The sequence below is a fragment of the Acidipropionibacterium timonense genome, from assembly GCF_900605005.1.
GTDB classification, from domain to species: domain Bacteria; phylum Actinomycetota; class Actinomycetes; order Propionibacteriales; family Propionibacteriaceae; genus Cutibacterium; species Cutibacterium timonense.
In genome coordinates this window covers 429,084-453,682 of sequence record NZ_LR027558.1, presented here as the reverse complement: position 1 = coordinate 453,682, position 24,599 = coordinate 429,084, and the positions used below count along the sequence as shown (strand labels likewise).

Sequence of the window (24,599 nt, the reverse complement as noted above, 5' to 3'; positions counted from 1 at the left end):
GGTCAGCCCTCCGCGAGGATGGAGTACAGCTTGCGCCGGGCGTCGTCGAGCACCTCGACGGCACGTTCGATCTGCTCGGGGCTCGTGCCCGGGCCGAACTGACTGGCTGCCTGGGCGAGCCTCATTCCGGCCTTGGGAAGGGCTCCGAGGGACTCCGGGCCCCGCGGACGCTCGGACTGGGGGCCGTCCCAGGGGCGGGGGGCGTCATCGTCCGGGGCAGCCTCGCGACCCTCGTCGGTGAGCGTGTAGGTCTTCTTCTCACCATCGGCCTGAGCGGTGACCAGCCCCTCGTCGACGAGCATCTGCAGGGTCGGGTAGACCGAACCGGGGCTCGGGCGCCAGAAGCCACCGCTGCGCTCCTCGATCTCGTGGATGATCTGGTAGCCGTGCATCGGCTCCTCGGCCAGCAGCGCGAGGACGGCATTGCGCACGTCGCCGCGTCCGCGACGGTGGCGCGGTCCTCGGTCGGGGCCGAAGGGGTCACGCCCGGCGGCCAGGTCGCGGAAGGGCCATCCCCAGGCGTCCGGCCCCCACATGCCTCGGGGCCCGATGCCGCGCGGACCCATCCCACGGGGTCCGCGTCCGCGGGGCCCACGTGGGCCGTCGTCCCGCATCCAGTGTTCGCGTTCCATGATCGTCTCCCTTCAACGACAGGTTACCGACATATCGTAACTCAGTCGTTCAAGGATGGGCGACAGCGTGGAGATCACGACGTGCCCGGCGAGAACCGCGGGCCCCACCCGGCGTCGGTCACAGCACGTCATGGGACGGCCGCCCACCTCCACTGTGCTCCGGAAACCTCCACCTGCGAAGCCCCCGGGGCAGCTCTGCGCCGGAACCTCCACTCAAGGCAGCCCAGACCCGACTCTGCGCCGGAAAAGCCACGATGCTCCTGGAGTATCCGGCGCCACGTGGCCTTTTGGGCGCTCAGTCGATGGAGACGGCATTTTCCGGAGCGAAGTGCCATAGGGGTCTGATTATCCTTCCGCGATCAACGGCTGGCCACACGCGGAGCCATGGCCCATCGGAGCCACCGGTCGACGCACCCTGGCCCCGACACAGGTCCCCACCCTGCTCCGGAAACCACCTCCCAACCCCGCTGAAACCCCACTCCGCTCCAGAAGGTGCACGTTGCTCCTGGAGTATCTGGAGCGACGTGCACCTTCTGGAGCAAGGTCATCCGAGAGGGCGTTTTCCGGAGCACAGTCAACCGAGACGGCGTTTTCCGGAGCGAAGTCATCCAAGGGAGGAAGCGCCCTCCACCGAGACGGCGCCCGCCGGAGCACGCTCCACCGCCGCGCCGTTCTCAGACACGACGTCGGCCGAGGGTGCCATGGAGCACAGTGACGCCACGCGCCAGGCACTGCGAGTTCCGTCGCGAGTCCGACCCCCGGGACCCGGACGAGAATGACGGGCCAGCAGCCCGACCCCTCAGGCCTTCGAGAACTCGAAGGTCACCGTCGCCTCGGGCTCGATGCCCTTGATGATCCCGGTGTAGAAGGTCTTGGCCTGGGCCTGGAGGTCCTCGCGGTGCTCCGTGAGCTGGGCGCTCTGGGCGTCTTCGCTGAGGACCTTGGACACGAGTGCGGCGGTGTCGACCTGCGGCGTCGCCCAACTCAGGGCACCGTCCTTCTCCACGGCGATGCGGAACTTCTCCTTGTCGTGACCGATGAAGATGAAGTCGGGGATGGAGACCTTGTAGGCCTTGTCACCGGTCTTGGCGATCTTGACGTCCTTGCCCTCGATCCCGAGTTTGGCGAGGTAGGAGTACTCGACGAACTGAGCCCGGTCCGACCCCGGGATGGCGATCCCGAAGACCTTCTGCTCGGACTCCTGGGAGACGATGCCCTGGATCCCCAGGCTGAGCAGGACCACCTGCTCCTCCTTCGTCACCGCCTGGACGATCTGGGTGTTCGAGGTCCTGGTGTCGGTACCGAAGAGGGTTCCGGGCGACAGCTTGACGAGGAGCGCCACGACAGCCACGGACACCACGACCAGAACGACGAGAATCCCGAAAACCCACCTCTTCACGCCGTGAAACTTCGACGCCATGACCATGCTCTCCTGTGTTGCTGCGTCCACCGTGACGCATGTCGGGCAGAACGTTACCCCCCCCGCTTGTCATCACGGGGACGACTCTTCGTTGTCGAGAACCATTCTCACCATAGGCTGGCGTCATGACCACTGCGCATGACGACATCTGGGCCGCGAGCGACTACGCCCCGACCGCAACCCGCCTTCGCCCGGTCTCGACCATCGTCGCGGCTGACGTCTCCCGGCGCGTCCCCCGCGGCTCGACGGTCGTCGACATCGGTTCAGGCCATGGCGACACGGCAGCTGCACTCGTGGACGCCGGGTTCGACGTCATCGCCGTCGAACCCGTGAAGCGGATGCGCGAGGTCGGCGTCCACACCTGCCCCGGCGCCCGGTGGATGGGGTCCACCGGCGAGGGCACCGGGCTGGAGGATGCATCGGTCGACGCCGTCGCCAGCTCGTTCGGCTCGATGTTCTGCGACCCGGCCGCGGGTCCGGCCGAGTGGGCCAGAGTCCTGCGGCCGGCCGGCGCGCTCGTCATGACGGCCTGGGACGACTCCGGCTTCCTGGCCGAGATGACCGACCGCATGATGGCGGCCCTCCACCCCGACCTCGACGTCCAGCCACCACACATGGAGTGGACCCGGCCCCAGGTCGCCGCCGACCGACTCGGCCCATGGTTCGACGAGATCGTCGTCACCCACCGGTCCCTCGACTGGACCTTCGACAGCGTCGACGACGGGATGTCCCTGTATCTCGACGGGAGCCCCACCCACGCCTGGTCGCTGCGCACGGCCGGGAACAGGCGAGACGCCCTGCTCGACGCTTTGCGTGACCATCTCGAGTCCCACGCCGACGACGGACGCATCCGATCGACCGCGGGCTACGGCGTCATCACGGCACGCCGACGTCACGACTGAGGATCACGGACGAGGACCCGGGACCCGGGCACACCCGACCGCCCGGACTCGTCGTCGATAAAGTTATCGCTGTGAGGACGCCGATCGACTCGCCGTTCAGCCCGGGTTCCGACACGGTCCCCCAGGTCTGGGCCGGCCGCACCAGCCAGCTGTCGGACTGGCGCGACATCCTGCGACCCCGCCGGATCGCCGGGATCCACGAACGTGGACGAACCATTCTCGGCGAGGCGGGGTCGGGCAAGTCCGCCCTCGTCCGACGCATCGCCCTGGACGCCGCCCGCTCGGGCGACTGGGTGACACCTCAGCTGCGGATCCCCTCGGGCACCGACCCGGTCAAGCGGGTGGCGTCGGCCCTGCTCGACCTGTCCGAGACGGCCGGGCTGGCCACCGCTCGCGAGAAGGGCATGTCCGACCTCCTGCGCCGGGTCGAGGCGGTGGCCGTCTCCGGAGTGTCCCTGTCGATGCGGGCCGAGGAGGGTCCCGAGCCCTATCGCGCCCTCACCGACGTCATCGTCGAGCTGGGCCGCGCCGCCATCCGTCAGGGTGACGTCATGATCGGCCTGCACATCGACGAGGTCCAGAACATCACCGACGACAAGGCCCGCTCCCAGTTGCTCATCGCACTGGGTGACGCCCTGGCCCATGACGAGCCCGTCACCGCCCCGGGCGGACTGCGGATCGACCGCGCCCTTCCCGTGGCCGTCCACCTCACCGGGCTGCCCGAGTTCGCCGACATGGCCGGTGCGCGCAAGGGCGCGACCTTCGCCCGACGGTTCCAGACGACCGTCCTCGACGCCCTCGACGACGACGCCGTCATGACCGCGTTGCAGCCCTTCGTCACCCAGGGGTGGCCGGTTCCCGACGACGACGGCGGCACGCATCCCATCTTCATGGAACCGGCGGCGCAGCGTCGCATCACCGAGCTGGCGTGCGGTGAACCCTTCCTCCTCCAGCTGGCTGGCGCCCGCGCCTGGTACGCCGGACGGTCGGACGTCATCACCGTCGAAGACGTCGAGCGTGGCTGGGTGGAGGCCGCACCCGAGGCGGAGGCGCACGTGCTGCGCATCCTCGACCGCCTGCCCGACCGGGAGCGCGAGTTCCTCGAGGTCATGGCCGAACTGGCCCCCGAGGACCGCACCCTGACCACCATCGCGCGGACCATCGGCCATGCGAAGGCCACGGACGCCGGGCCGACCTCACAACGTCTCGACGTCGTCCGTGGAATCATTCACCGCGGCCGGCCGTACGGGTTCCGGCACCGAGCGGTCGGCGCCTACCTCACGTCGAGCTGGCCGCACTGAGCGACGAAAGGCTGCCTGCATGTACGCACTTCTGCTGGCGATCATCTACCTGGCGTTCATCAGTCTCGGACTGCCCGACTCCCTCGTCGGCGCGGGCTGGCCCGCCATGCACGTCGATCTCGGGGTGCCGGTGTCCTTCGCCGGCATCATCACCGTCATCATCGCCAGCGGCACGATCGTCTCCAGTCTGGCCTCCGAGCGCCTCACCCGCCGGTTCGGCGCCGGAGGGGTCACCGCGGTGAGCGTCGCCATGACGGCCGCCGCGCTCTTCGGGTTCTCCCTGTCGACCCAGTTCTGGATGCTGTGTCTGTGGGCGGTCCCCTACGGCATGGGCGCCGGCGCGGTCGACGCCGCCCTCAACAACTACGTCGCCCTCCACTACGCCGCACGTCACATGAACTGGTTGCACAGTTTCTGGGGGGTCGGGGCGTCGATCAGCCCGTTCATCATGAGCCATGCCATCGGCAGCGGGCACGGCTGGCCGTCGGCGTACCGCACGATCGGCACGCTCCAAGCGGTGCTCACGGTCATCCTCGTCGTCTCGCTGCCGCTGTGGACGAAGGTCCACCCGGTGAGGCACGCGGAGGCGACGGCACCTGATCCCGCCTCGGACCCCGCGACCGGCGGGGCACCCACGCCGCCGGACCAGGGGGCGACGCCGTCCACCCACGTGCCCCTCGCCACCGCCGTCCGGATCGCCGGCGTCCCTGCCGTCCTGGCGACCTTCTTCGCCTACTGCGCCGCCGAGAGCACGTCGATCCTCTGGGCCGCGACGTACCTCGTGTCCGACCGCGGGGTCGACGCCGCGACGGCCGCCGCCTTCGCCTCGCTCTTCGTCCTCGGCATCACCGCGGGACGATTCCTCGCCGGGTTCGTCGCCGATCGCATCGGCGACCGCATGCTCATCCGGGGCGGGTTCACGACGGTGGGAGTTGGCGTCGTCCTCATCGCGATTCCCGTCGGGCCCACGTGGTTGCCGCTCGCCGGACTCGTCATCGCCGGCCTCGGATCGGCACCGATCTACCCGGCCATCATCCACTCGACGCCGTCGAATTTCGGTGCCGAGAACTCGCAGGCGATCATCGGCATCCAGATGGCCGCGGCCTACACTGGGTCCACCTTGGCCCCGCCGCTCTTCGGCGCGATCTCGGCGGCCACCGGGCTGTGGTTGCTGCCGGTGTACCTCGGGCTGCTCGTCATCCTGGGCCTGGTCATGTTCGAGCGACTCAACTGCACGACGTCGGCATCGTCCGCCGCCCGATCCGCCTGACACCCACTCGCCACGAGGAGGTCCCATGCCCATCCCGGTCGACTTCACCACCGTCTCGACGGCTGGCCTCGAGTCCAGCCCGCATGCCGAGGCCCTCGCCGGCCTGCGCGCCAACGAGGCGAGGTACTTCCACACGAAGTTCAAGCACGTCTTCGAGGTCTCCCCCGCCGCCGAGCAGCCCGATGCCCTCGCCTGGGTCACCCGGATCCTCGAGGAGGAGCGGGGCATCGTCGTCGCGTCGCCGGCCCTCGAGGTGAGCGTCAACGACGTCGAGGGGATCCACTGGGTGCACGTCTTCCACGAGTCCGGGTTGGCGATCAACGTCCTGTGGACGCTCGCCGACTCCGGCAAACGCGCCGTCGGGTTCAAGCTCTGCGACGGCATGGACGTGCCCGCCGAGCTCGGAGCCTTCAAGTTCGCCCGTCAGCGCTCGAAGCTCGCCGGGACGATCCGCGGGAGCTTCTTCGTCATCAAGGGTGACTACCCGTTCTGAGTCGGGTCGACGTCGGTGTGGGTGGGTGAACATGTCCACGCCATCGACACGTCGTCAAAACGTGTCGAAATTGTTGATGTTTTTCGACACGTTCTGACAACGTGGGTAAGCTGCGGACATGTGGAACCATCCTGATCGACCACGTCAGGACCTTCCGGCACTGCCACAGGAGGCCGACGTCGAGACCCCCGCCGTGCTCAAGGCCGCCATCAGCGCCAGCCGCGCCCTGGCACGGCTGGATGGAGCCTGCGAGCGTCTGCCCGACCCCACGATGCTCATCAACCTCATCCCCCTCATGGAGGCGCAGGCATCCAGTGAGATCGAGAACATCGTGACGACCAACGACGAACTCTTCAAGGCAGCCAACAGCGCGCTGTCCGAGGCCACGCCGCAGGTCAAGGAGGCATTGCGATACCGGGAAGCCCTTCGGGCCGGGTTCGACTCGCTCATGACGCGACCGGTGACCACGCAGACCGCGATCGACATCTGCTCCCACATCCAGGCCAGTCCGGCACTCATCCGGGACCAGCCGGGAACATACATCGGCGATCCCAGCACGCGCACCCGCATCTACACACCACCGGAGGGCAAGGACGTCATCCTCGACCACCTGTCGGCCTGGGAACGGTTCCTCCACTCCGACACCGAGCTCGACCCCCTCGTCGTCATGGCTCTGGCCCACTATCAGTTCGAGGCCATCCACCCCTTCTTCGACGGCAACGGTCGGACAGGCCGCATCCTCAACATGCTCATCCTCATCGAAGCGGGCCTTCTACAATTGCCAGTGCTGTACCTGTCGGGCCACATCGTGCGCCACAAGGACACCTATTACGAACGCCTCAACGCCGTCACCCGTGACGACGACTGGGAATCGTGGGTCCTCTTCATGCTGAGGGCCGTCGAATCGACCGCCACGTGGACCTTCGACATCGTCGAGTCGACTGACGTCATGCGCTCGGACATGGAGTCCCGCCTTCGCACCCTCAACGCGAGCCTGCCGGCGCCGGAACTCAGCCGCATGCTGTTCTCGCAACCGTATCTTCGGATCGGCAACGTCGTCGACGCGGGTCTGGCACGCCGACAGACGGCGTCCCGCTGGCTCACCGAGATCGCCGACGCAGGGCTCATCATCAAGGAGAAGATGGGACGGTCCGTCCTCTTCATCAACAGCGACCTCCTGAGGACCCTGTTCCACACTCCGTTACCGACATGAGCCAGGCCAAGGGGAACGACGCCAACAACGCGAGAGCGTGCGATCCGACAGCTTGGATTGTCGCGGAGGGCCACCAGCATCAGCTTGCCGCACCCGTCACGGCAGGAGGAGACATCACGGCCGAGACACTCACCACCCCCTCTCGCCCCGGAGGCGAGGCCGTCCTGGCAGGACGCCGCATCGCACGGGTCGGGTTCGGCACCATGCAGCTACCCCGCCTGGGCGACGTCAACGCCGGGAGGGCGGTGCTGCGCAGGGCCCGCGAGCTCGGCGTCAACCACTTCGACACCGCCCAGTTCTACGGCAATGGAGCGGCGAACGCATGCCTGGCCGCCGAGGTCGTCGGCGACCCCGAGGTCGTCATCGTCACGAAGGTCGGCGCGCGCCCCGCCTCCGGCCCGGTCCCGCTGCAGGCGGCTCAACGCCCCGAGGAGTTGCGCGAGGACGTCCACGAGAACCTGCGGACCCTCGGCGTCGAACAGCTCGACGTCGTCAACCTGCGGCGTATCCCGGAAGGCACGGTCCCGCCGGGGCCCGGCCAGGTCGTCCCCTTCGAGGACCAGCTCGCCGAGATGGTCGCCATGCGCCAGGAAGGGCTCATCGGGGCCATCGGCCTGAGCACCGTCGACGCCGACCAGCTGCGTGGTGCTCTGCCGGCCGGGATCGTCTGCGTCCAGAACGCCTACAGCCTCGTCTCCCTCGACGACGAGCCGCTCCTCGGGATCTGCCGGGATGAGGGCATCGCCTGGGCGCCGTACTTCCCGCTGGGCGGCGGGTTCCCCGGCTCCGCCAAGGTCGTCGAGCTGCCTGCGGTGCTCGCGATCGCCGAGCAGACGGGGGCGACGCCGGCCCAGATCGGGCTCTTCTGGCTGCTTCATCATGCACCGAACACCCTTGTCATCGCCGGGACGGCCTCGATCGATCATCTCGAGCAGAACGTCGCCGCCGGAAGTCTTGAGCTCAGCGAGTGGCAGCTGACTCTGTTCGACGCGGCGGTCGCCTGAGAGGTGGCCCCGGGGCGGTGGTGGATGAACAACCTCGCCCACCATGAGTGGACACGACGAGCCGAGAATGAACCTCGTCAAGGTGGAGACCGGCCACGAGTTCCACGAGGAGGATCCGGCGCAGTTCGTGCAGATCCTGCGGGAGCTGGCCGGCAGGTCGTGAAGCGGCGGCGACGCGGGCCTCACCTCAGCGGAGTGTCAGGCCTCCCCCATCGGGCGTAACTCGTCTCCCCCGTCCAGCTCCCACCTCCGCCGAGCGGAGTCCGAGAACTGAACACTTGTGATCATGCCATTTCCCTTGCCCTTGACGAGCAGTTCAACCTCCTCGTCTCGTGGCCCGTCGAGGTCGACGAGCACACCCCAGTGATATTTGGGGTCAGAGGGAACGACGAATCGCCCGGGCGGAACGGCGCCGAGATTCAGCGGATGATTCGCCTTGACGCCATCCAGCCGCCTGCTCTCGATGCTCACGTCATAGATCGGCTTGGTCGACCCGTTGTAGATGTAGATGGCCCATTGTTCGCCGGGCGCCCGCCCGAGCAGCTTGGCCCCCAGGACGAACACCAACTCAGCCTGCTCGCGTTCCGCACGATCAGCCTCGTTGCGATCACGATGGCGCTCGAGGTCCAGCATGCGCTGGCTGGACTTCCAACTCATCGACGCCGCCACGACGGCCAGGAGGCCACCGATCGCGGCCACCCAGTCGGCCGCACTTCCGAGTTCGATCATCGCCACCCTCATGGAGGTCCGTGGTCATGGTTCAGAACTCAGGCCACCGGGAGCGCAACCGACAAGCCATCCGCTCTCGGGTGACCCATGGGCGGTGAGTCACGTGTTCATCGCCGCGGGATCCATGACGCGATCCGGAGTATACCCGCCATGCTGCCGGGTGATGGACGTCTGTCTCGCCCGTCGCGAGGACCCCGAGCGTCACGTACGCCACGCCGTCTTGCCGGGCTGGCACCGACGACCATCACTTCCCCAGCAGGTCGCGTAGCTGCGCAAGACAATGGAACTCCTTTCCTGTGTCCCGTTCGCTCGCCTTCGCATCGAAGGCGACCACATTGCGCTGCACGTAGGCATCAGCACCCAAGGTCCGGACGCTCCGTGAGGAAGGTGAGCAGCGATGTCGCTGCGGCGTCGGGTGGCTGGATCACGCGCCACTGCGACGACCATGGATGGCGCGTGCGGACCGGGACGCAGACATCAGTCCAGCGGTCACCCAGCCACAGCCCCCGACGATCCACAGCCACCGCCGGTGCCGATCGGGCAGGCACGCCATCCCTGAGGCCGAGGCAGCCGCTGCCACAGACCGCGCTGTCGCAGCCAGGTTCATCGCCGGCGTCTTCCTCACCCGGCAACGGTGGAATGCGAAACGACAGCGAGGCCCAGTAGTGGTCCCCATCACGGGCATGCAGGTATCGGTGGTCGCGTCAATGGTGAAAAGGCTCTGCTCCCACTACTCACCCAGCAAGGCCACCGGGACGACGGCCACTCCGTCCCGACGTCGGTATGCGAACGGCCCGGTGTTGAGAACCACGAGGTCCACAACCCGGTCGGGGATCTGATCGCGCAACCAGAGGAGATGACGCACGTCGGAGTCGTCGATGGCGCCAGCCAGCTTCACTTCGATAGCCAAGATCTGCCCTTCAGGTCCCTCGACGATCAGGTCGATCTCCCGATCCCCACCGAGAAGCCGGAGATGACTCACGCGCGCCTCCGCCGCCTCAGCAGACACCCGGACCCCCAAGGCCGCCAACGACTCGAGGAGCGGGCCGAACATGTGGGCGCCCGCCGATCCCGCAAGCATCGCTGGGGTCAGGCCCAGGAGCCGAGCAGCCAGCGCGGGATCGGCGAGCTGATGCTTGGGTGCCTGTTGGAGCCGCTTGATGGGATTGTTCGCGGGCAACCATCCTGGAACGGGGTCCAACAACCACAGTCGGGTGAGATGTTCTCGATAGGTGGCCGTGGTCGTCTTCGCTGGTTGACTGCCGTCACCTCCGGTCGTGGCGTCAAGCAGTTTGGAGTAGGACGTCGTGGTCGACGATGCGGCCGCATAGGCAGCGAGCCAGCGCCGCAGGACCTCGGGGCGACGCACCTCGAAGCCCTGGTCGGGTAGGTCCCGGTCAATGACTCGCTGGAGGTATAAGTCCAGCAACTGCCGCCGTACGGTCAAGTCCCTTTGAGTGGTGTCACTTCGTCTGCTGGGTGGGGGTCAGGCGGTGAGGTGAAGTTGGGGTCTGGTGGCGTCGTGGTGGTCGGTGAGGGTGTGGATGAGTTTGCGCATGGAGGTGTCGGAGAAGTAGCGNGTCAAGTCCCTTTGAGTGGTGTCACTTCGTCTGCTGGGTGGGGGTCAGGCGGTGAGGTGAAGTTGGGGTCTGGTGGCGTCGTGGTGGTCGGTGAGGGTGTGGATGAGTTTGCGCATGGAGGTGTCGGAGAAGTAGCGGCGTTCGCCGTACTGCCATTCCTCGTGCTGTTCGATCAGGACGGCTCCGATGAGGCGGGTGACGGACTGGCGGTCGGGGAAGATCTGGACGACGTCTGCGCGGCGCTTGATCTCGCGGTTGAGCCGCTCGATGGGGTTGTTGGACCAGATCTTCTGCCAGTGCTCCCTGGGCAGGGCCGCGAAGGCCGTCAGGTCGGCCTCGGCGTCGGCGAGCATGTGGGCGATCTCGGGGAAGGAGCCGGTCAGGGAGTCGGTGACCGCTTGGTACTGGGCGGTGACGGCCTCGGGCGTGGTCTGGGCGAAGATTGTGGAGATCAGCGCGTTCACGGGCTTGGAGCGCGCCGACCCCAGGCGCTGGGTGACGTTGCGCGAGAAGTGCACACGGCACCGCTGCCAGGCCGCTCCCGGCAGGATCGCCTTGACCGCGGCCTTCAGGCCGGCGTGGGAGTCGCTGGTGACCATCGCGACCCCAGCGGGGTCCGCCGGAGAGGCGACCTTCAGGCCCCGCTCGCGCAGGGAGCGCAGGAAGCTTGTCCAGAAGTCGGTGGTCTCGGCGTCCCCCAGGCTGATCCCGAGGATCTCGCGGCGCCCCTGACCGGAGACGCCGGTGGCGACCACCAGGGCCTGGGAGACGACGCGGCCCCGCACCCTGACGTCGAGGTAGGTGGCGTCCAGGAACAGGTAGGGGAACCAGGTGTGGTCCAGGGGTCGGGTCAGGAACTGCGCGACGGTCTCGTCGATCTCGGTGCAGATCCGCGAGACCGTGGAGCGGGAGATGCCGGTGTCGTTGCCCAGGGCGCGCACCAGCTGGTCGACCTTGCGGGTGGACACGCCGTCGATCCAGGCAGTGGCGATCACGGCGTACAGGGCCTTGTCGACCCTCCTGCGTGGGGACAGTAGGGACGGGAAGAACGACCCCTCCCTCAGCTTGGGGATCGCAAGGTCCACCTCGCCGGCTGGAGTGGCCAGCGTCTTGGAGCGCGTCCCGTTGCGGCGGGTCGTGCGCTCCGGGGTGCGCTCGTGCGGGGCCGCGCCGATCCTCGCGGTCGCCTCGGCGTTGATCAGGTCCTGCAGCCCCGCCTGCAGCATCCGTCGGAACACGTCCGAATGAGCGAGGTCGGGATCGGTCAGGACTTCCTGAATCAGCGCGGACAGGGCAGACTGGTTGTGGGTCATCGTGAGATCACTTCTTTGCTTCTTGCCGGAAACAACAGGTCCTCCCACGATGACCCCTCTACGTCAACGCCGACGAGGGACCCGCAGGAAGTGACACCACACTAAGAGACGCACCCCGCCGTACCCTCGCGGACGCAGTGTGGATCCCCGGGAACCCGCTAGCCGTGATGGCCTCCGCGTAGTCAGCCACAGTGAAGGAGCACGATCCACCCACGTCTCCCTGCGTGCCCGCGAGCAGTTTCGAGAGGGACACCGTTGGAGTGAGGATGCCTCGCTCATGAAGAGCCAAGGGACGCATGCGCAAAGAGAGGATGCGCCCCGCCCCGGAGTGCGTGCCGGCTGCGTCGACCGGAGTCGCCGAACCCGTCAACAGGAACCGCGCAGAAGGGGCCCCCGCGTCCACCTGACGCCGCACGGCATCCCAGACCTGTGGGACATGTTGCCACTCATCGATCAGCAGGGTTCCCATCGGCGCCGATGTCAGCGCAAAGTCCGCCCGCGCCACCTCACGTTGAGCCGGATCATCCAGTCTCCACTCGGCCGTCGCACGACGCTGTGCAGTGGCTGTCTTTCCGACGCCCTTGGGGCCGTCCAGCGCGATGGCGGATACCTCGGGCAGCAGCTCATCAAGCTCATGATCGACAGTGCGGGGCAGGTACTCCATGAGAGGAGCCTAGCGAGCCACGAGAGCCTACACTCCCATCTACGAACACTGGACCCTCCCATCTACGAACATTCTGCCCTACCATTCACGAACCCACGAAGGCAGTGGCCGACACCAACATCAGAGGTCGATGGCGACGAAACCTGGCTTCCGCCACCACAGGTGCCCTGTCGGAGCGGTCCGCGATTGGCTCGCGAGCACCCGTTCCCGCGCGGCGCGGAGGGTCTGGTCGTAGGCCGACGCTTGGAAGGTGAATTCCAGGGGAAACTCGATGGCCGACCAGGGCTTGTCGTCCAGGTCATCCTCCCAGCCGAACTGAGTCCAGCGAACCACGCTCCCGCAGCGTTCGATGTTGACGGAGAGCGCCCCGCAGCCCAGGTCGCCACACTCACGGCACACATACAGAGCCACCCGACCAGCAGGAAGACTGACCTGCCGGCCGCGTGACAAGGACGTCAGCCAAGTCAACCCCGATTCCAGATCCCATCCAGACTGCAATGGGGTGGAGGCCCACACCAGCAGATCTTCACCGATCGAGGAGCGCAGGGACGCCCCGCCCACCACAAGGTCGAGATACTGGCCGCGGCGTCCATTCCCATCCGGCGGCAGCGTCGACTCGACAAAGGTCAGATCGTCCACACGCCAAAGATAGCCAGCTGAAATACGTGGCCAACTAATTGTTGAAGCGGAACTCGACCACGTCCCCATCGGCCATGACGTAATCCTTGCCCTCGAGTCGAAGCTTCCCGGCCGCCTGGGCTTCCTTCTCCCCGCCGTACTGGACGAGGTCGTCGAAGGACACCACCTGCGCCTTGATGAACCCCTTCTCGAAGTCGGAGTGGATGACCCCGGCGGCCTGGGGGGCGGTCCAGCCCTTGTGGATCGTCCAGGCGCGCGACTCCTTGGGCCCCGCGGTGAGGAAGGTCTGCAACCCCAGGGTGTCGAAGCCGACCCGGGCGAGCTTGTCGAGCCCGGGCTCCTCGACCCCGGCGTCGGCGAGGAACTCGGCGGCATCCTCCGGCTCCATCTCGGCCAGCTCGGCCTCGAACTCGGCGTCGAGGAAGATCGCCTCGGCCGGCGCGACGAGCTGTGACATGCGCGCCTTGAACTCATCATCGGCCAGCTGGTCCTGGTCGCAGTTGAAGACGTAGATGAAGGGCTTGGTGGTGAGGAGGAACAGGTCATGCAGCGGCTCGGGGTCGAGCCCGGCCGAGAAGATCGTCCGACCCTCCTCGAGAACCTTCTGCGCCTCCAGCCAGGCCTCCGCCTTGGGCCGCGACTCCTTGCGGATCGCCGCCTCCTTCTGGAGCTTGGGCAGCTGCTTCTCCATGGTCTGCAGGTCGGCCAGGACGAGCTCGGTCGTGATGGTCTCGATGTCGTCGGCCGGGTCGACGTGACCGTTGACGTGGGTGACGTCGTCATCGTCGAAGCACCTCGTCACCTGGCAGATGGCGTCGGCCTCGCGGATGTTCGAGAGGAACTCGTTGCCCATCCCCTCGCCCCTGCTGGCACCCTTGACGATGCCGGCGATGTCGACGAAGGACACCGTGGCCGGAACGGTGCGCACCGACGAGAACACCGTCGCGAGGACGTCGAGACGCTTGTCCGGCACCCCGACGACGCCGACATTCGGCTCGATCGTCGCGAAGGGGTAGTTGGCCGCCAGCACGTCATTGCGGGTCAGCGCGTTGAACAAGGTCGACTTGCCGGCATTGGGGAGACCGACGATTCCGATGGTGAGTGCCACGTCGGATCATCCTACCGGGCCCCTGCCGGCCTCTCCTGCGGCATGCCCGACGCCTCCGGCCGAGCCTGTGTGCATTCGAGCCGCGACTACGCGGTCCAGACGCACACGGGTCGGTCAGGCCACGAGTCGGCAGGCGCCGCATCGATGGGGTGAACCTGACCAGCCGCGGGCGGCCAGGGTCTCGGCGACCGCCGCGGCCACGTCACACGGATGCTCGACGACATCGGCCCAACCGAAGCGCAGGGTCACCCACCCTGCGGCGGCGTTCCGGGCGTCCCGCCACCCGTCGTTGCGCTGCCCCACCCCGACGTGCCCACGCCGCCCGTCCAGTTCGACGATGACCCCGTACCCCTCGTACACGGCGTCACTGCGGGTCCGGCGCTGCACCGACCGCTGCCTGGCCGCCGGTGGAAGACCATGGGCCCGCTCGACGTCCCGCAGGTAGCGGGCCTCGAGAGCGCTGTGGGCTCCACCTCCCGCGGCCTCGAGAAGCTCCCGGAACAGTGCCCGGTTCTTCATCGACGGCGCCTGTGACAGGGCCCGTTCGACCCGGGCGGGGGTGGTCGCCCGCGAGCTGAGAGCCGTTCCCAGCCAGGAGCTCATGGTGTCGGCGTCCTGCCCGGCGCACAGGTCGATGAGCGCCATCTCGACCGGGACTCGTGGCGGCGCCCCCACCGCGATGCGGAACCCTCGGTGGAACCGCCAGCCCGGGACATCGAGCCGGACGTGGCGAGTCGGCGTCCACACGTCGATGATCCCGGGCTCCTCGCACAGCCCCGCGAGGTGGGCCGCGGCGGCGCCGCCGAGGCAGGCTCCGTCACCGCCGTGCACCACCCCGGCCCACGCCCGATGCGTCCACGAGTCCCCGTCGAGCGAGTAGGTGCCGGGCAGAAGCTCGGCCAACCCTCCTCGGCGCAACAGCCCGGCGACCCCATGTCTGGTCACCCCGAGGTCGAGGAGTTGGCGTCGCGAGATGACGCCGCCTTGGGCGCGAGCGCAGGCCAGGGCAGGTCGTGGGAGCACGGTTCGAGGTTTCATGGCCGGAGCATGACCCACCGTGGACCGGGCGGGAAAGGGTCGAACGGGAACGGACAACACCCGGACAACACGTTGTGTGTCAGCTGTGCGCGAGAACTCTGTGCGTTGGGGCCGCGTACTCTCGGCCCCAACGCACACAGCTTCGTCAGGCCCCGGCCCAGTACGCCCCCAACGCCCTGGTGAGGAAGGTGAGGTCGGCGGTGCCGGCGAGTTCCCGGGTCGAGTGCATCGACATGAGCGGCACCCCGACGTCGACGGTGAGCACACCGAGACGGGTCGCGGTGAGCGGGCCGATGGTCGTGCCGCACGGGACGGCGTTGTTGGACACGAAGTCCTGGGTCGGCACTGTGGCGGCCCGGCAGGCCCGCTTCCACAGCGCCCCGCCGACCCCGTCCGTGGCATACCGCTGGTTGGCGTTGATCTTGAGCAGCGGCCCGGCATTGAGCAGCGGGTGATTGGTCGGGTCGAACTTCTCGACGTAGTTGGGGTGCAGCCCGTGGCCGGCGTCCGAGGAGACGCAGGAGGAGCGAGCCAGCATCGCCCTGAACCCTGCCCCGGTCCGCCCCAGGCCTTCACCGATGCGCACGAGAATGTCCTCGAGGAACGGGCCGCACGCCCCCGACCGCGTCGACGAACCCACCTCCTCGTGATCGAAACAGGCCATGACGGCCACGTCCTCGCCCGGCTCGACCCCGACGAAGGCGGCGATCGAGGAGTGCACCGAGGAGAGGTTGTCGAGCCGCTGGCTTGCGAGGAACTCCCCGAACGGCCCGATGACCGCCGGAGCCTGGGTGAGATAGGCGAAGACATCGTGGAAGTCGAGATCGGCCCGATCGATCCCGGCAGCCTCACAGAGCAGGTCCTCGACGTCGAGCCCCTCGTGCCCGACCGAGAGGATCGGCATGAGGTGGCGCTGCCGATCCAGGTGGAGGTCGTCGTTGACCGACCTGTCCAGGTGCGGCGCGAGCTGGCTGATCCGCAGGATCGACCCCGTGCGCACGAGGTGCACGGTGCCGTCGCGGGTCACCAGTCGACCCGCCAGGCCGAGGTCGCGGTCGAGCCACGAGTTGAGCAGGCCCCCGCCGTACACCTCCATGCCCACCTGCTGCCAGCCGTGGTTCGACGCCGTCGCATGCGGCTTGAGCTTGAAGGACGGGGAGTCCGTGTGCGACCCGACGATCCGGAACCCGGCGCGCTCCCCCACCACCTGCGGCGTCACCCAGGCCATGACGGCGCCGTCGCGCACGACGTACCGCCGACCCTCGACCCCGTCCCAGCCGGTGGCCTCGTCCATCCGGACGAACCCGGCGGCGTCGAGCCGTCGGGCGAGCTCGGCGGCGGCGTGGTAGGAGGTTGGCGAGGCCTCGACGAAGTCGATGGCATCGGCCGCGTGGTCGGCGATCTCCCGGGCAAGTTCAGCACTGACAGACATGCCCTTCATTCAACCAGTGCCGAACGCTCCGGGAACCGGTGGCCTCCAGAACTGTCACACCCCGCGGCAAGGATGGTGCCATGAACCTCTCGACCGTGCTCATCGTCCTCGTGGCGCTGGCCTGTGGCCTCGTCATCGGCTGGTTGGCAGCCACCGTGCGGGCCGCCGACCGCGCCGAGCGACGCCGTGCCCAGGACCAACGGGAGCTCGCCCGCACCCACGACGACCTGGCAGATCGTTTCAAGGCCCTGTCCGCCGAGGCCCTGGCCGACCAGGACCGACGCGCCGAGCGCACCACCGAGCAGACCCTGGCCAGCACCCAGCGGATCCTGGCTCCGGTGTCCCTGGCCCTCGAGCGACTCGACCGGCGTCTCGTCGAGGTCGAGAAGGAACGGACGGAGTCCACGGCGACCCTGCGCGAGCAGGTGTCCGGGGTGGCGGCTCTGAGCGAGGGGCTGCGCCGGGAGACGGCGTCCCTGGCCACCGCCCTGCGCAAACCGCAGGTTCGCGGCGCCTGGGGCGAGATGCAGTTGCGGAGGGTGGTCGAGCTGGCGGGGATGGTCGAGCACTGCGATTTCGAGGAGCAGTCGACGACGACGGTCTCCGGGGCGTCCCAGCGGCCCGACATGACGGTGTGGATGGCCGGGGACCGATGCGTCCACGTCGACTCGAAGACTCCCCTGGCCGCCTTCCTCGAGGCCTCGGCCGCCCCGGACGAGGCGACCCGCGAGGAGGCCCTCGAGCGGTTCGCCCGGCACGTGCGCACCCACATCGACCAGCTGTCGTCGAAGCGCTACTGGGCCACCGACGTCGCCTCGCCGCAGTTCGTCGTCCTCTTCCTGCCCTCCGACGCCTTCCTCCAGGCAGCACTCGACCGGATGCCCGATCTCCACGAGTACGCCGCACGCCGCGACATCGTCCTGGCGAGCCCGGCGATCCTCATCCCCATGTTGCGGGTCATCGCCCTGGCCTGGCGGCAGGACGCCGTCGCCCGGTCAGCGGCCGAGGTGGCGTCCCTGGGCCGTGAACTGCACGAGCGGCTCGCCACCCTGGCCGAGCATCTCGACAAGCTCGGACGCTCCCTCACCGGCGCGGTGCGGTCGTACAACTCAGCCCTGGGATCCCTCGAGACCCGCGTGCTCGTGAGCGCGCGTCGGTTCGAGGAGCTCGACGTGACGACGTCGCGGCTGACCGGGCCCGCCCCGGTCGACGCCGCCGTCCGACCACTCACCGCCCCCGAGCTCAGCTCGCTGACGGGCTGTGATGCCGGGACGGAGCCTCGCCATGAGACTTGACGCGACGGGTGCGCAGCTGCGGGGGCAGGGCGAAGGAGAGGGACTCCTCGATGAGGGTCTCCTCCACCGCCGGCGGCCAGCCCCGTCCCTGGAGCAGATCGAGCACCCCTTGGACGAGTTCCTCGGGCACCGAGGCCCCCGAGGTGACGCCGACGGTCGTCGCCTCGTCGAGCCAGGCGGGGTCGACCTCGTCGGCGTTGTCGACGCGGTGGGCCGCGCCGGCCCCCGACTCGAGCGCCACCTCGACGAGCCGGCCGGTGTTCGAGGAGTTCCTCGACCCGACGACGATGACGAGGTCGCACTTGGGGGCCATCTGCTTGACGGCGTGCTGACGGTTCTGCGTCGCGTAGCAGATGTCGTCCGATGGTGGGTCGATGAGGTTCGGGTGCACCTGGCGGATGCGGTCGACGGTCTCCGCGGTCTCTTCGACACTGAGGGTCGTCTGGCTGAGCCAAGCGATGGGCTCGTCGGGGTCGAGCTCGAGGGCGTCGACGTCCTGCGGGGTCTGGACCAGGGTGATGTGTTCGGGGGCCTCGCCCGTGGTGCCCTCGACCTCCTCGTGCCCGGCGTGGCCGATGAGGAGGATTCGGGTGCCATCCTGGGCGAAGCGTCGAGCCTCGTGGTGCACCTTGGTCACCAGGGGGCAGGTGGCGTCGATGGTGCGCAGCCCGCGGGTGCGCGCCTCCTCCTGCACTGCCGGCGAGACGCCGTGGGCGGAGAAGACGACGAGGGCGTCGTCGGGCACCTCGTCGAGTTCGTCGACGAAGATCGCCCCGCGGCTCTCCAGGGTCTCGACGACGTGTCGGTTGTGGACGATCTGCTTGCGCACGTACACCGGGGCGCCGTAGGTCTCCAGGGCGCGCTCGACGGTGACGACCGCCCGGTCGACCCCGGCGCAGTATCCCCGGGGGGCGGCCAGAAGCAGCATCTTGTCGGACATGGCCTCGAGTCTACGGGTCGGCCGCAACGTGGTGCCCGCGCCGCCGGGCCGGCACCACCGGAAGGCCACCCGCCCGGCGGTGCGGCGCGAACCGGCGTCGGACCACTAGGTTGGGTCCATGGCCGACGCGACGTCCCCCGATGCGCCCCGCTCCCTCGCCTGGGTGGTGGGGGCGGTCAAGGCGTGGGTCGAGCGTTGTGGCCAGGTGTGGGTCGAGGCCCAGGTCATCGAGCTCAACCGCCGGTCGGGCCCGACCCAGTTCCTCACCCTGCGCGACGTCACCGAGGAGGTCTCGGTCACCGCCACCTGCCACCGGCGGGTGCTCGACGCTGCGGGTCCGGTCGAGACCGGCATGACGGTCACCGCCCTGCTGAGACCGACGGTGTGGTCGAAGTCGGGACGCCTGTCCTTCGAGATCGCCGAGATCCGACCCTCCGGGGAGGGACAGCTGCTGGCCCAGCTGGAGAGACGTCGTCGACTCCTGGAGGCCGAGGGCCTCTTCGACACGTCCCTGCACAGGCCTCTGCCCTTCCTGCCGCGCGGGATCGGGCTCATCACCGGGGCCAGGTCGGACGCCGAGCGCGACGTCATCCGCAATGCGACCCTGCGCTGGCCGGCGGCGCGCTTCGTCGTGCGCAACACCCTCGTCCAGGGCCCCTCGGCGGTTCCGCAGATCCTCGCGGCCCTGGCCGAGCTCGACGCCGATCGGACCGTCGACGTCATCGTCATCGCCCGCGGTGGCGGGTCGCTCGAGGACCTCCTTCCGTTCTCGGACGAGGCCCTCGTGCGCGCCGTCTTCGCGACCACCACCCCAGTGGTCTCGGCCATCGGGCACGAGGCCGACAACCCCATCCTCGACCTCGTCGCCGACCTGCGCGCCTCGACGCCGACGGACGCCGGCAAGCGGGTGGTTCCGGACGTCGCCGAGGAGGGACGGGCGCTGGCCCAGGCCCGGGCGCATCTCGTCCAACTCGTGTCCTCACTGGTGGAGGCCGAGCAGGCCCAGCTGAGGGCGCTCGTCTCGCGTCCGGTCATGGTGAACCCGGCCGCGAGCCTCGACATCGCCGCGGAACGACTGGCGGCCACCGTCGAGAGACTGCGTCTGGCGACCGATCGTGCGGTCTCGGCGGAGGTCCGCGAGGTCGGGCACCTGTTGGGGCGGGTGCGCGCCATGTCGCCGAAGGCCACGCTCGACCGTGGGTACGCGATCCTCGCCGACCGCGAGGGCGGGTCGGTGACGAGCGTGGACGACGTCTCCCCCGGTGACCCGCTGTCGGTCTATCTGTCCGACGGCACCCTGGACGTCACGACGACCGGCGTCACCCCGCGCGGCCCCGGGTTCGCAGACGGAACACCCGTCGGCCCTGACGCCGCGGGCGGTGAACCCCGGAACCCCACCGACCCTCACGGCCACCCCCAACCTCACGGTCGCACAGCACCCACGACAGCCGCCCCCACCACCGAGGAGCATTCATGACCGAACCCGGCACGGACCCGACGACCACCACCCGAGCGGGCACCGCACCCGTCGACACCACCTCGACCGGCACCACCTCGGCCGACGCCGACCTCAGCTACGAGGACGCCCGCGACGAGCTCGTCACCATCGTCCGCACCCTCGAGTCCGGCGGCACGAGCCTGGCCGAGACGATGACCCTCTGGGAGCGCGGCGAGAAGCTCGCGGCGATCTGCCAGACCTGGCTCGACGGGGCGCGTCGACGCATCGACGAGGCCCGGTCCCGAGCCGAGGACACGCGCGCCGAGGAGACTCGGGCCGGGGCGACCAGGAGCGACGCGCCGGCCCCCGACGACGCGTGATCCCCGCGGACCACGCCGTCACTGTCCCAGCATCGCCGCGAACTGCGCGAGCTTGTCATAGCCGGCGTCCCCCACGACGACCGCCGTCGATCGCCCGACGGTCCGCACGAGGGAGCGGGTCCGGCCGTCCGCACTGAGGTACCTCGTCCACCGTCGGCCCTCGACGGTTGTCGTCCCGTCCTCGGTTCCCTGCCCCGTCACCGACGAGATGAACGACGACGCCGGTTCATCGGACTGGTCGACGGCCAGGTACACCTGGTCGGCGTCGAGAAGGCCGAGCTCCCACCGGTTGCCCGCCGCCGACGTCGACCCCACCCAGACCTCGCCGCGGGCGGCGTACCGGGCCTTGGTCACCCGCCACCCCTCGGGCACGGCGGCCGGCGCCAGGACGGGATACCCGGCCTTGGCACGAGCCTGGGCCAGCGTCGGTTTCCAGTCGACCGTGTCGACCTGGGGCTCGCTCGGTGTGCGCGTGAAGAACCACACGATGAGGACGATCGGCACGAGCAGCACCGCCAGGGACAGGGCCATGTCCCGCCCCGTCGCGTGAGCGGAGTACGCCGGTCGTGAGGAATCTGCCACGTCGGCATTGTCACAGATCCCTCACCCGCACCCCCAAATCATCGGCTCCCGGCGCGGCCCGGGAGAGTCACCGTCATTCAGACCATGTCCTCCATCATCGAGGTCACGAGCGCCGCGATGGGCGATCGTTCCGACCGCACGAGCGTCACATGCCCGAACAGTGGGTTCCCGCGCAGCCGCTCGACGACCGCCGCGACCCCGTCGTACCTGCCCACCCGCAGGTTGTCGCGCTGGGCGACGTCATGGGTGAGCACGACCCGCGAGTTCTGCCCGATCCGCGAGAGCACGGTGAGCAGGACGTTGCGCTCCAGCGACTGGGCCTCGTCGACGATGACGAAGGCATCGTGCAAGGACCGGCCACGGATGTGCGTCAAGGGCAGGATCTCGAGCATCCCGCGCGAGACGACCTCCTCGATGACGAAGGAGTTCGTCACCGACGACAGGGTGTCGAGCACGGCCTGTCCCCAGGGCGCCATCTTCTCGCCCTCCGTGCCGGGCAGGTAGCCCAGTTCCTGGCCTCCGACGGCGTACAGCGGGCGGAAGACGATGACCTTCTTGTACAGCTCCTGCTCGAGGACCGCCTCGAGTCCGGCAGCCAGCGCCAGGGCCGACTTGCCGGTCCCGGCGCGGCCTCCCAGCGAGACGATCCCGACCTGCTGGTCGAGGAGGAGATCCAGCGCCACCCGCTGCTCGGCCGACCGGCCGTGGATGCCGAAGGCCTCCAGATCGGTGCGCACGAGCCGGACCTCGCCGTCGGGCATCCGCCGGGTCAGGGCGGTGCTCGACGGCCCCTCGAGGACGACTCCGGTGTGCACGGGCAGCTCGGCGGCCTCCGGCAGCGCCACCCGGCCCTCGTCGTACACCCGTGAGACGACGTCATCGCCGACGGCCAGGCTCGTCATGCCGGTCCAGGTGCCGTCGGTCGCCAGCTCGTGGCGGTACTCCTCGGCCCCCAGACCGATGGCCGAGGCCTTGACCCGCAACGGGAGGTCCTTGCTCACCAGGACGACGTCGTGCCCTGCGGCCCGGTGGTTCGCGGCGACCGCGAGGATGCGGGTGTCGTTGTCGCCGAGGCGGAATCCGTCGGGCAGGGTCGACGGGTCGGAGTGATTGAGCTCCACCCACAGCGTGCCGCCGTCGTCATTGAGCGGCACGGGCAGATCGAGCCCGCCGTAGCGGATCCTCAGGTCGTCGAGGATGCGCAGGGCGGCGCGGGCGAAGTGCCCCAGCTCGGGGTGGTGACGCTTCCCCTCGAGTTCGGTGATGACGACGATGGGCAGCACGACCTGGTGTTCGGCGAATCTCAACAGCGCCCTGGGATCGGACAGGAGCACTGAGGTGTCGATGACGTACGTCCGGCACCCCGGCCGAGGCTCGGGGATGGCTGTTCTCGCGGACGTGACCTGGCTGGCGGACAAGACGGACCTCCCGTGGACTGGGTCCGCCCGCGGGAAGGAGGACGCCACCGGGCGTCGTGCGCGGTCCCTGGCCCCCAACCTATGCGCGCGCGGGGCAGCCCGAACCGGACACGCAGGTGTTCCCCGAGTGTTCACCTTCCGATCAGCTGGTGCCCCGCGTCTCGGATCGACTCAGATCATCGCCAGGCCGATGGCGACCGCGTGGCAGACAGCGCCCACCGCGGTGCAGGCGTGGAAGATCTCGTGGAACCCGAACCACTGCGGCGACGGATCGGGTCGCTTGGCCGCATAGGTCACCGCGCCCACGGTGTAGAAGATGCCACCGACGAGGATGAGGATGACGACGGCCGGGCCGCCCGCGTGCCAGAACTGCGGCAGCCACCACAGGGCGGTCCACCCCATGACGACGTAGAGGATCGCCGACACCCAGCGCGGCACGCCGCGCCACCAGAACCGGAGCGCCACCCCGAGCAGCGCACAGGCCCAGATGATCGACAGCAGGAGGACCATCGAGAGCCCACGCGTCATCGACACCGCCAGCGGGGTGTACGTGCCAGCGATGAACACAGCGATGTTGGCATGATCGATGCGCCTCAGGACCGACTTGATCGACGGACGCCAGGGCACCCGGTGGTAGACCGCCGAGTTGCCGAACAGGAGGATCCCGGTGATCGTCCACACCGCCAGGGCGAACCGATCGGCCCAGCCGGAGGTCGCGATCATGAGTCCGAGCCCGGCCACGAGGATGACCGGCGCCATGACGGTGTGGATCCACCCGCGCCAGCGCGGCGGCGTCGCCAGGACGCTCTCGCGGAGATCGGACGCACCCGCGACACCCCTTGCCACGACGGCCATGATGAACCCTCCGATCCACGGGCGAACCCCAAGACGTGCACAACCTACCGAACCGTAGGTTACGTATCGACTGTAGCTCGCGGAGCCGACCTCCACACGCGGCGTCGGACGACGTCGGTACGCTGGGTCCATGGGTAGAGCCGAGCACTACATGTCGCTGGTCGGCGAGACGATCGACCGGCTCCACCCGTCCGGCCTGCTCTACAGCACCTACGAGGCACGACTGGTCGACCAACTCGACCGATCCCGCCTGCCGCAGCACGTCGCGGTGCTCGCCGACGGCAACCGCCGCTGGGCCAGGCTCAATGCCCCGGGACAGCCCTTGGTCGCCGGCTACGAGGCCGGCGCGGACAAACTCATCCAGTTCTGTTCATGGTGCGACGACGTGGGCATCCCCATCGTCACCCTGTGGGTGCTGTCGACCGACAACCTCCAACGCGCCGAGACCGGCGAGTTGGGCCCCCTCCTCGACGTCATCGCCTCACTCGTCACCGACCTGGCCACCAACCCCCAGTGGCGTGTGCAGGCGGTCGGCGACCTCGGCCTCGTCCCGCCGGAGATGGCGGCCGGGCTGCGCGAGGTGAGCGCTTCGACGGCCTGCCGCGAGGGAATGCACATCAACGTGGCGATCGCGTACGGCGGCCGTCACGAGTTGCGTGACGCCGTCCGGTCGCTCCTGGCCGAGGAGGCGCAGAAGGGGACGAGTCTGGACGAGCTGGCGAGCACCCTGGAGATCGACCAGATCGCCGAGCACCTGTACACCCGCGGCCAACCCGACCCCGACCTCATCATTCGCACCTCGGGCGAACAGCGACTGTCGGGCTTCCTCATGTGGCAGTCGGCGCACTCGGAGTTCTATTTCTGTGAGGCCCTGTGGCCCGACTTCCGCAAGGTCGACTTCCTCCGTGCGTTGCGCTCGTTCACCCAGCGAGAGCGGCGGTACGGCCGCTGAG

Annotated in this window: 23 protein-coding genes and 1 pseudogene; 10 read left to right on the top strand and 14 right to left on the bottom strand. The window is 68.7% G+C overall.

Translation table 11 applies throughout. The features are described 5' to 3' along the window. Nucleotides 1-2 precede the first annotated feature (2 nt). On the bottom strand, nt 3-632 hold the full coding sequence (locus E0E30_RS02220; protein WP_245306469.1) for a PadR family transcriptional regulator: 630 nt from the start codon (nt 630-632) through the stop codon (nt 3-5). A 799-nt stretch (nt 633-1,431) separates the two neighbouring features. After that, a complete protein-coding gene (locus E0E30_RS02215) occupies nt 1,432-2,052 on the bottom strand; it encodes a hypothetical protein (protein ID WP_130864906.1) in 621 nt (206 codons plus the stop codon). A 125-nt stretch (nt 2,053-2,177) separates the two neighbouring features. Here E0E30_RS02215 and E0E30_RS02210 point away from each other — a divergent pair, with 125 nt between their 5' ends. From E0E30_RS02210 to E0E30_RS02185, 6 genes are all read left to right on the top strand, one after another. Next, nucleotides 2,178-2,954, top strand: coding sequence for a class I SAM-dependent methyltransferase (locus E0E30_RS02210; protein ID WP_130864905.1), 777 nt, complete (start codon nt 2,178-2,180; stop codon nt 2,952-2,954). 71 nt (nt 2,955-3,025) lie between these two features. Then, nucleotides 3,026-4,255, top strand: coding sequence for an ATP-binding protein (locus E0E30_RS02205; RefSeq protein WP_130864904.1), 1,230 nt, complete (start codon nt 3,026-3,028; stop codon nt 4,253-4,255). A 19-nt stretch (nt 4,256-4,274) separates the two neighbouring features. Continuing rightward, nucleotides 4,275-5,525, top strand: a complete 1,251-nt coding sequence (locus tag E0E30_RS02200) for an MFS transporter (protein ID WP_130864903.1) — start codon at nt 4,275-4,277, stop codon at nt 5,523-5,525. Nucleotides 5,526-5,550: 25 nt separating this feature from the next. After that, entirely contained in the window at nt 5,551-6,018 is a 468-nt protein-coding gene (locus E0E30_RS02195; RefSeq protein WP_130864902.1) for a phage tail protein, read from the top strand. A gap of 118 nt (nt 6,019-6,136) precedes the next feature. Beyond that, the gene (locus tag E0E30_RS02190; RefSeq protein ID WP_130864901.1) at nt 6,137-7,231 is read left to right on the top strand and encodes a Fic family protein; all 1,095 of its coding nucleotides are present in this window, start codon (nt 6,137-6,139) and stop codon (nt 7,229-7,231) included. Further along, nucleotides 7,228-8,235: an aldo/keto reductase gene (locus E0E30_RS02185; protein WP_130864900.1), complete on the top strand. Its 1,008-nt coding sequence runs from the start codon at nt 7,228-7,230 to the stop codon at nt 8,233-8,235. Before E0E30_RS02190 ends, E0E30_RS02185 begins: the two co-directional genes overlap by 4 nt. 198 nt (nt 8,236-8,433) lie before the next feature. Here E0E30_RS02185 and E0E30_RS02180 read toward each other — a convergent pair whose 3' ends face one another. The 8 genes from E0E30_RS02180 to E0E30_RS02145 all read right to left on the bottom strand — a co-directional run bounded on the left by E0E30_RS02180 (nt 8,434) and on the right by E0E30_RS02145 (nt 16,738). After that, a complete protein-coding gene (locus E0E30_RS02180; RefSeq protein WP_130864899.1) occupies nt 8,434-8,964 on the bottom strand; it encodes a hypothetical protein in 531 nt (176 codons plus the stop codon). Nucleotides 8,965-9,694: 730 nt separating this feature from the next. Continuing rightward, complete coding sequence (locus tag E0E30_RS02175; protein ID WP_280953294.1) at nt 9,695-10,393, bottom strand: DUF4143 domain-containing protein; 699 nt, start codon at nt 10,391-10,393, stop codon at nt 9,695-9,697. A 195-nt stretch (nt 10,394-10,588) separates the two neighbouring features. Next, nucleotides 10,589-11,857, bottom strand: coding sequence for an IS256 family transposase (locus E0E30_RS02170; RefSeq protein WP_130864897.1), 1,269 nt, complete (start codon nt 11,855-11,857; stop codon nt 10,589-10,591). Nucleotides 11,858-11,915: 58 nt separating this feature from the next. Then, nucleotides 11,916-12,521, bottom strand: coding sequence for an AAA family ATPase (locus tag E0E30_RS02165; protein ID WP_130864896.1), 606 nt, complete (start codon nt 12,519-12,521; stop codon nt 11,916-11,918). Nucleotides 12,522-12,641: 120 nt separating this feature from the next. Continuing rightward, nucleotides 12,642-13,160, bottom strand: coding sequence for a hypothetical protein (locus E0E30_RS02160; RefSeq protein WP_130864895.1), 519 nt, complete (start codon nt 13,158-13,160; stop codon nt 12,642-12,644). A 34-nt stretch (nt 13,161-13,194) separates the two neighbouring features. After that, a complete protein-coding gene (ychF, locus tag E0E30_RS02155; protein ID WP_130864894.1) occupies nt 13,195-14,268 on the bottom strand; it encodes a redox-regulated ATPase YchF in 1,074 nt (357 codons plus the stop codon). Between the two features lie 114 nt (nt 14,269-14,382). Next, nucleotides 14,383-15,306 (bottom strand): hypothetical protein, encoded by a 924-nt coding sequence (locus E0E30_RS13550; protein ID WP_245306467.1) that lies wholly within the window; start codon nt 15,304-15,306, stop codon nt 14,383-14,385. Nucleotides 15,307-15,451: 145 nt separating this feature from the next. Next, nucleotides 15,452-16,738: a M18 family aminopeptidase gene (locus E0E30_RS02145; protein WP_130864893.1), complete on the bottom strand. Its 1,287-nt coding sequence runs from the start codon at nt 16,736-16,738 to the stop codon at nt 15,452-15,454. Nucleotides 16,739-16,818: 80 nt separating this feature from the next. Here E0E30_RS02145 and E0E30_RS02140 point away from each other — a divergent pair, with 80 nt between their 5' ends. Beyond that, entirely contained in the window at nt 16,819-18,033 is a 1,215-nt protein-coding gene (locus E0E30_RS02140; RefSeq protein WP_130864892.1) for a DNA recombination protein RmuC, read from the top strand. Here E0E30_RS02140 and E0E30_RS02135 read toward each other — a convergent pair. Beyond that, nucleotides 17,981-18,973 (bottom strand): 4-hydroxy-3-methylbut-2-enyl diphosphate reductase, encoded by a 993-nt coding sequence (locus tag E0E30_RS02135; protein ID WP_130864891.1) that lies wholly within the window; start codon nt 18,971-18,973, stop codon nt 17,981-17,983. The two genes, E0E30_RS02140 and E0E30_RS02135, sit on opposite strands and share 53 nt — an antisense overlap. 118 nt (nt 18,974-19,091) lie before the next feature. Here E0E30_RS02135 and xseA point away from each other — a divergent pair. Then, nucleotides 19,092-20,321: pseudogene (gene xseA, locus E0E30_RS02130) on the top strand (exodeoxyribonuclease VII large subunit); the annotation flags it as partial. Nucleotides 20,322-20,446: 125 nt separating this feature from the next. Further along, the gene (locus tag E0E30_RS02125) at nt 20,447-20,791 is read left to right on the top strand and encodes an exodeoxyribonuclease VII small subunit (RefSeq protein ID WP_130864889.1); all 345 of its coding nucleotides are present in this window, start codon (nt 20,447-20,449) and stop codon (nt 20,789-20,791) included. Nucleotides 20,792-20,809: 18 nt separating this feature from the next. On the opposite strand, the gene E0E30_RS02120 is transcribed toward E0E30_RS02125, so the two are convergent. From E0E30_RS02120 to trhA, 3 genes are all read right to left on the bottom strand, one after another. Further along, on the bottom strand, nt 20,810-21,322 hold the full coding sequence (locus E0E30_RS02120; protein WP_130866683.1) for a DUF4245 domain-containing protein: 513 nt from the start codon (nt 21,320-21,322) through the stop codon (nt 20,810-20,812). Nucleotides 21,323-21,450: 128 nt separating this feature from the next. Further along, a complete protein-coding gene (locus tag E0E30_RS02115) occupies nt 21,451-22,791 on the bottom strand; it encodes a PhoH family protein (protein ID WP_130864888.1) in 1,341 nt (446 codons plus the stop codon). A 171-nt stretch (nt 22,792-22,962) separates the two neighbouring features. Next, the gene (trhA, locus tag E0E30_RS02110) at nt 22,963-23,637 is read right to left on the bottom strand and encodes a PAQR family membrane homeostasis protein TrhA (protein WP_280953249.1); all 675 of its coding nucleotides are present in this window, start codon (nt 23,635-23,637) and stop codon (nt 22,963-22,965) included. Between the two features lie 139 nt (nt 23,638-23,776). On the opposite strand from trhA, the gene E0E30_RS02105 reads away from it, so the two are divergent. Continuing rightward, complete coding sequence (locus tag E0E30_RS02105) at nt 23,777-24,598, top strand: isoprenyl transferase (RefSeq protein WP_130864886.1); 822 nt, start codon at nt 23,777-23,779, stop codon at nt 24,596-24,598. Nucleotide 24,599 lies beyond the last annotated feature (1 nt).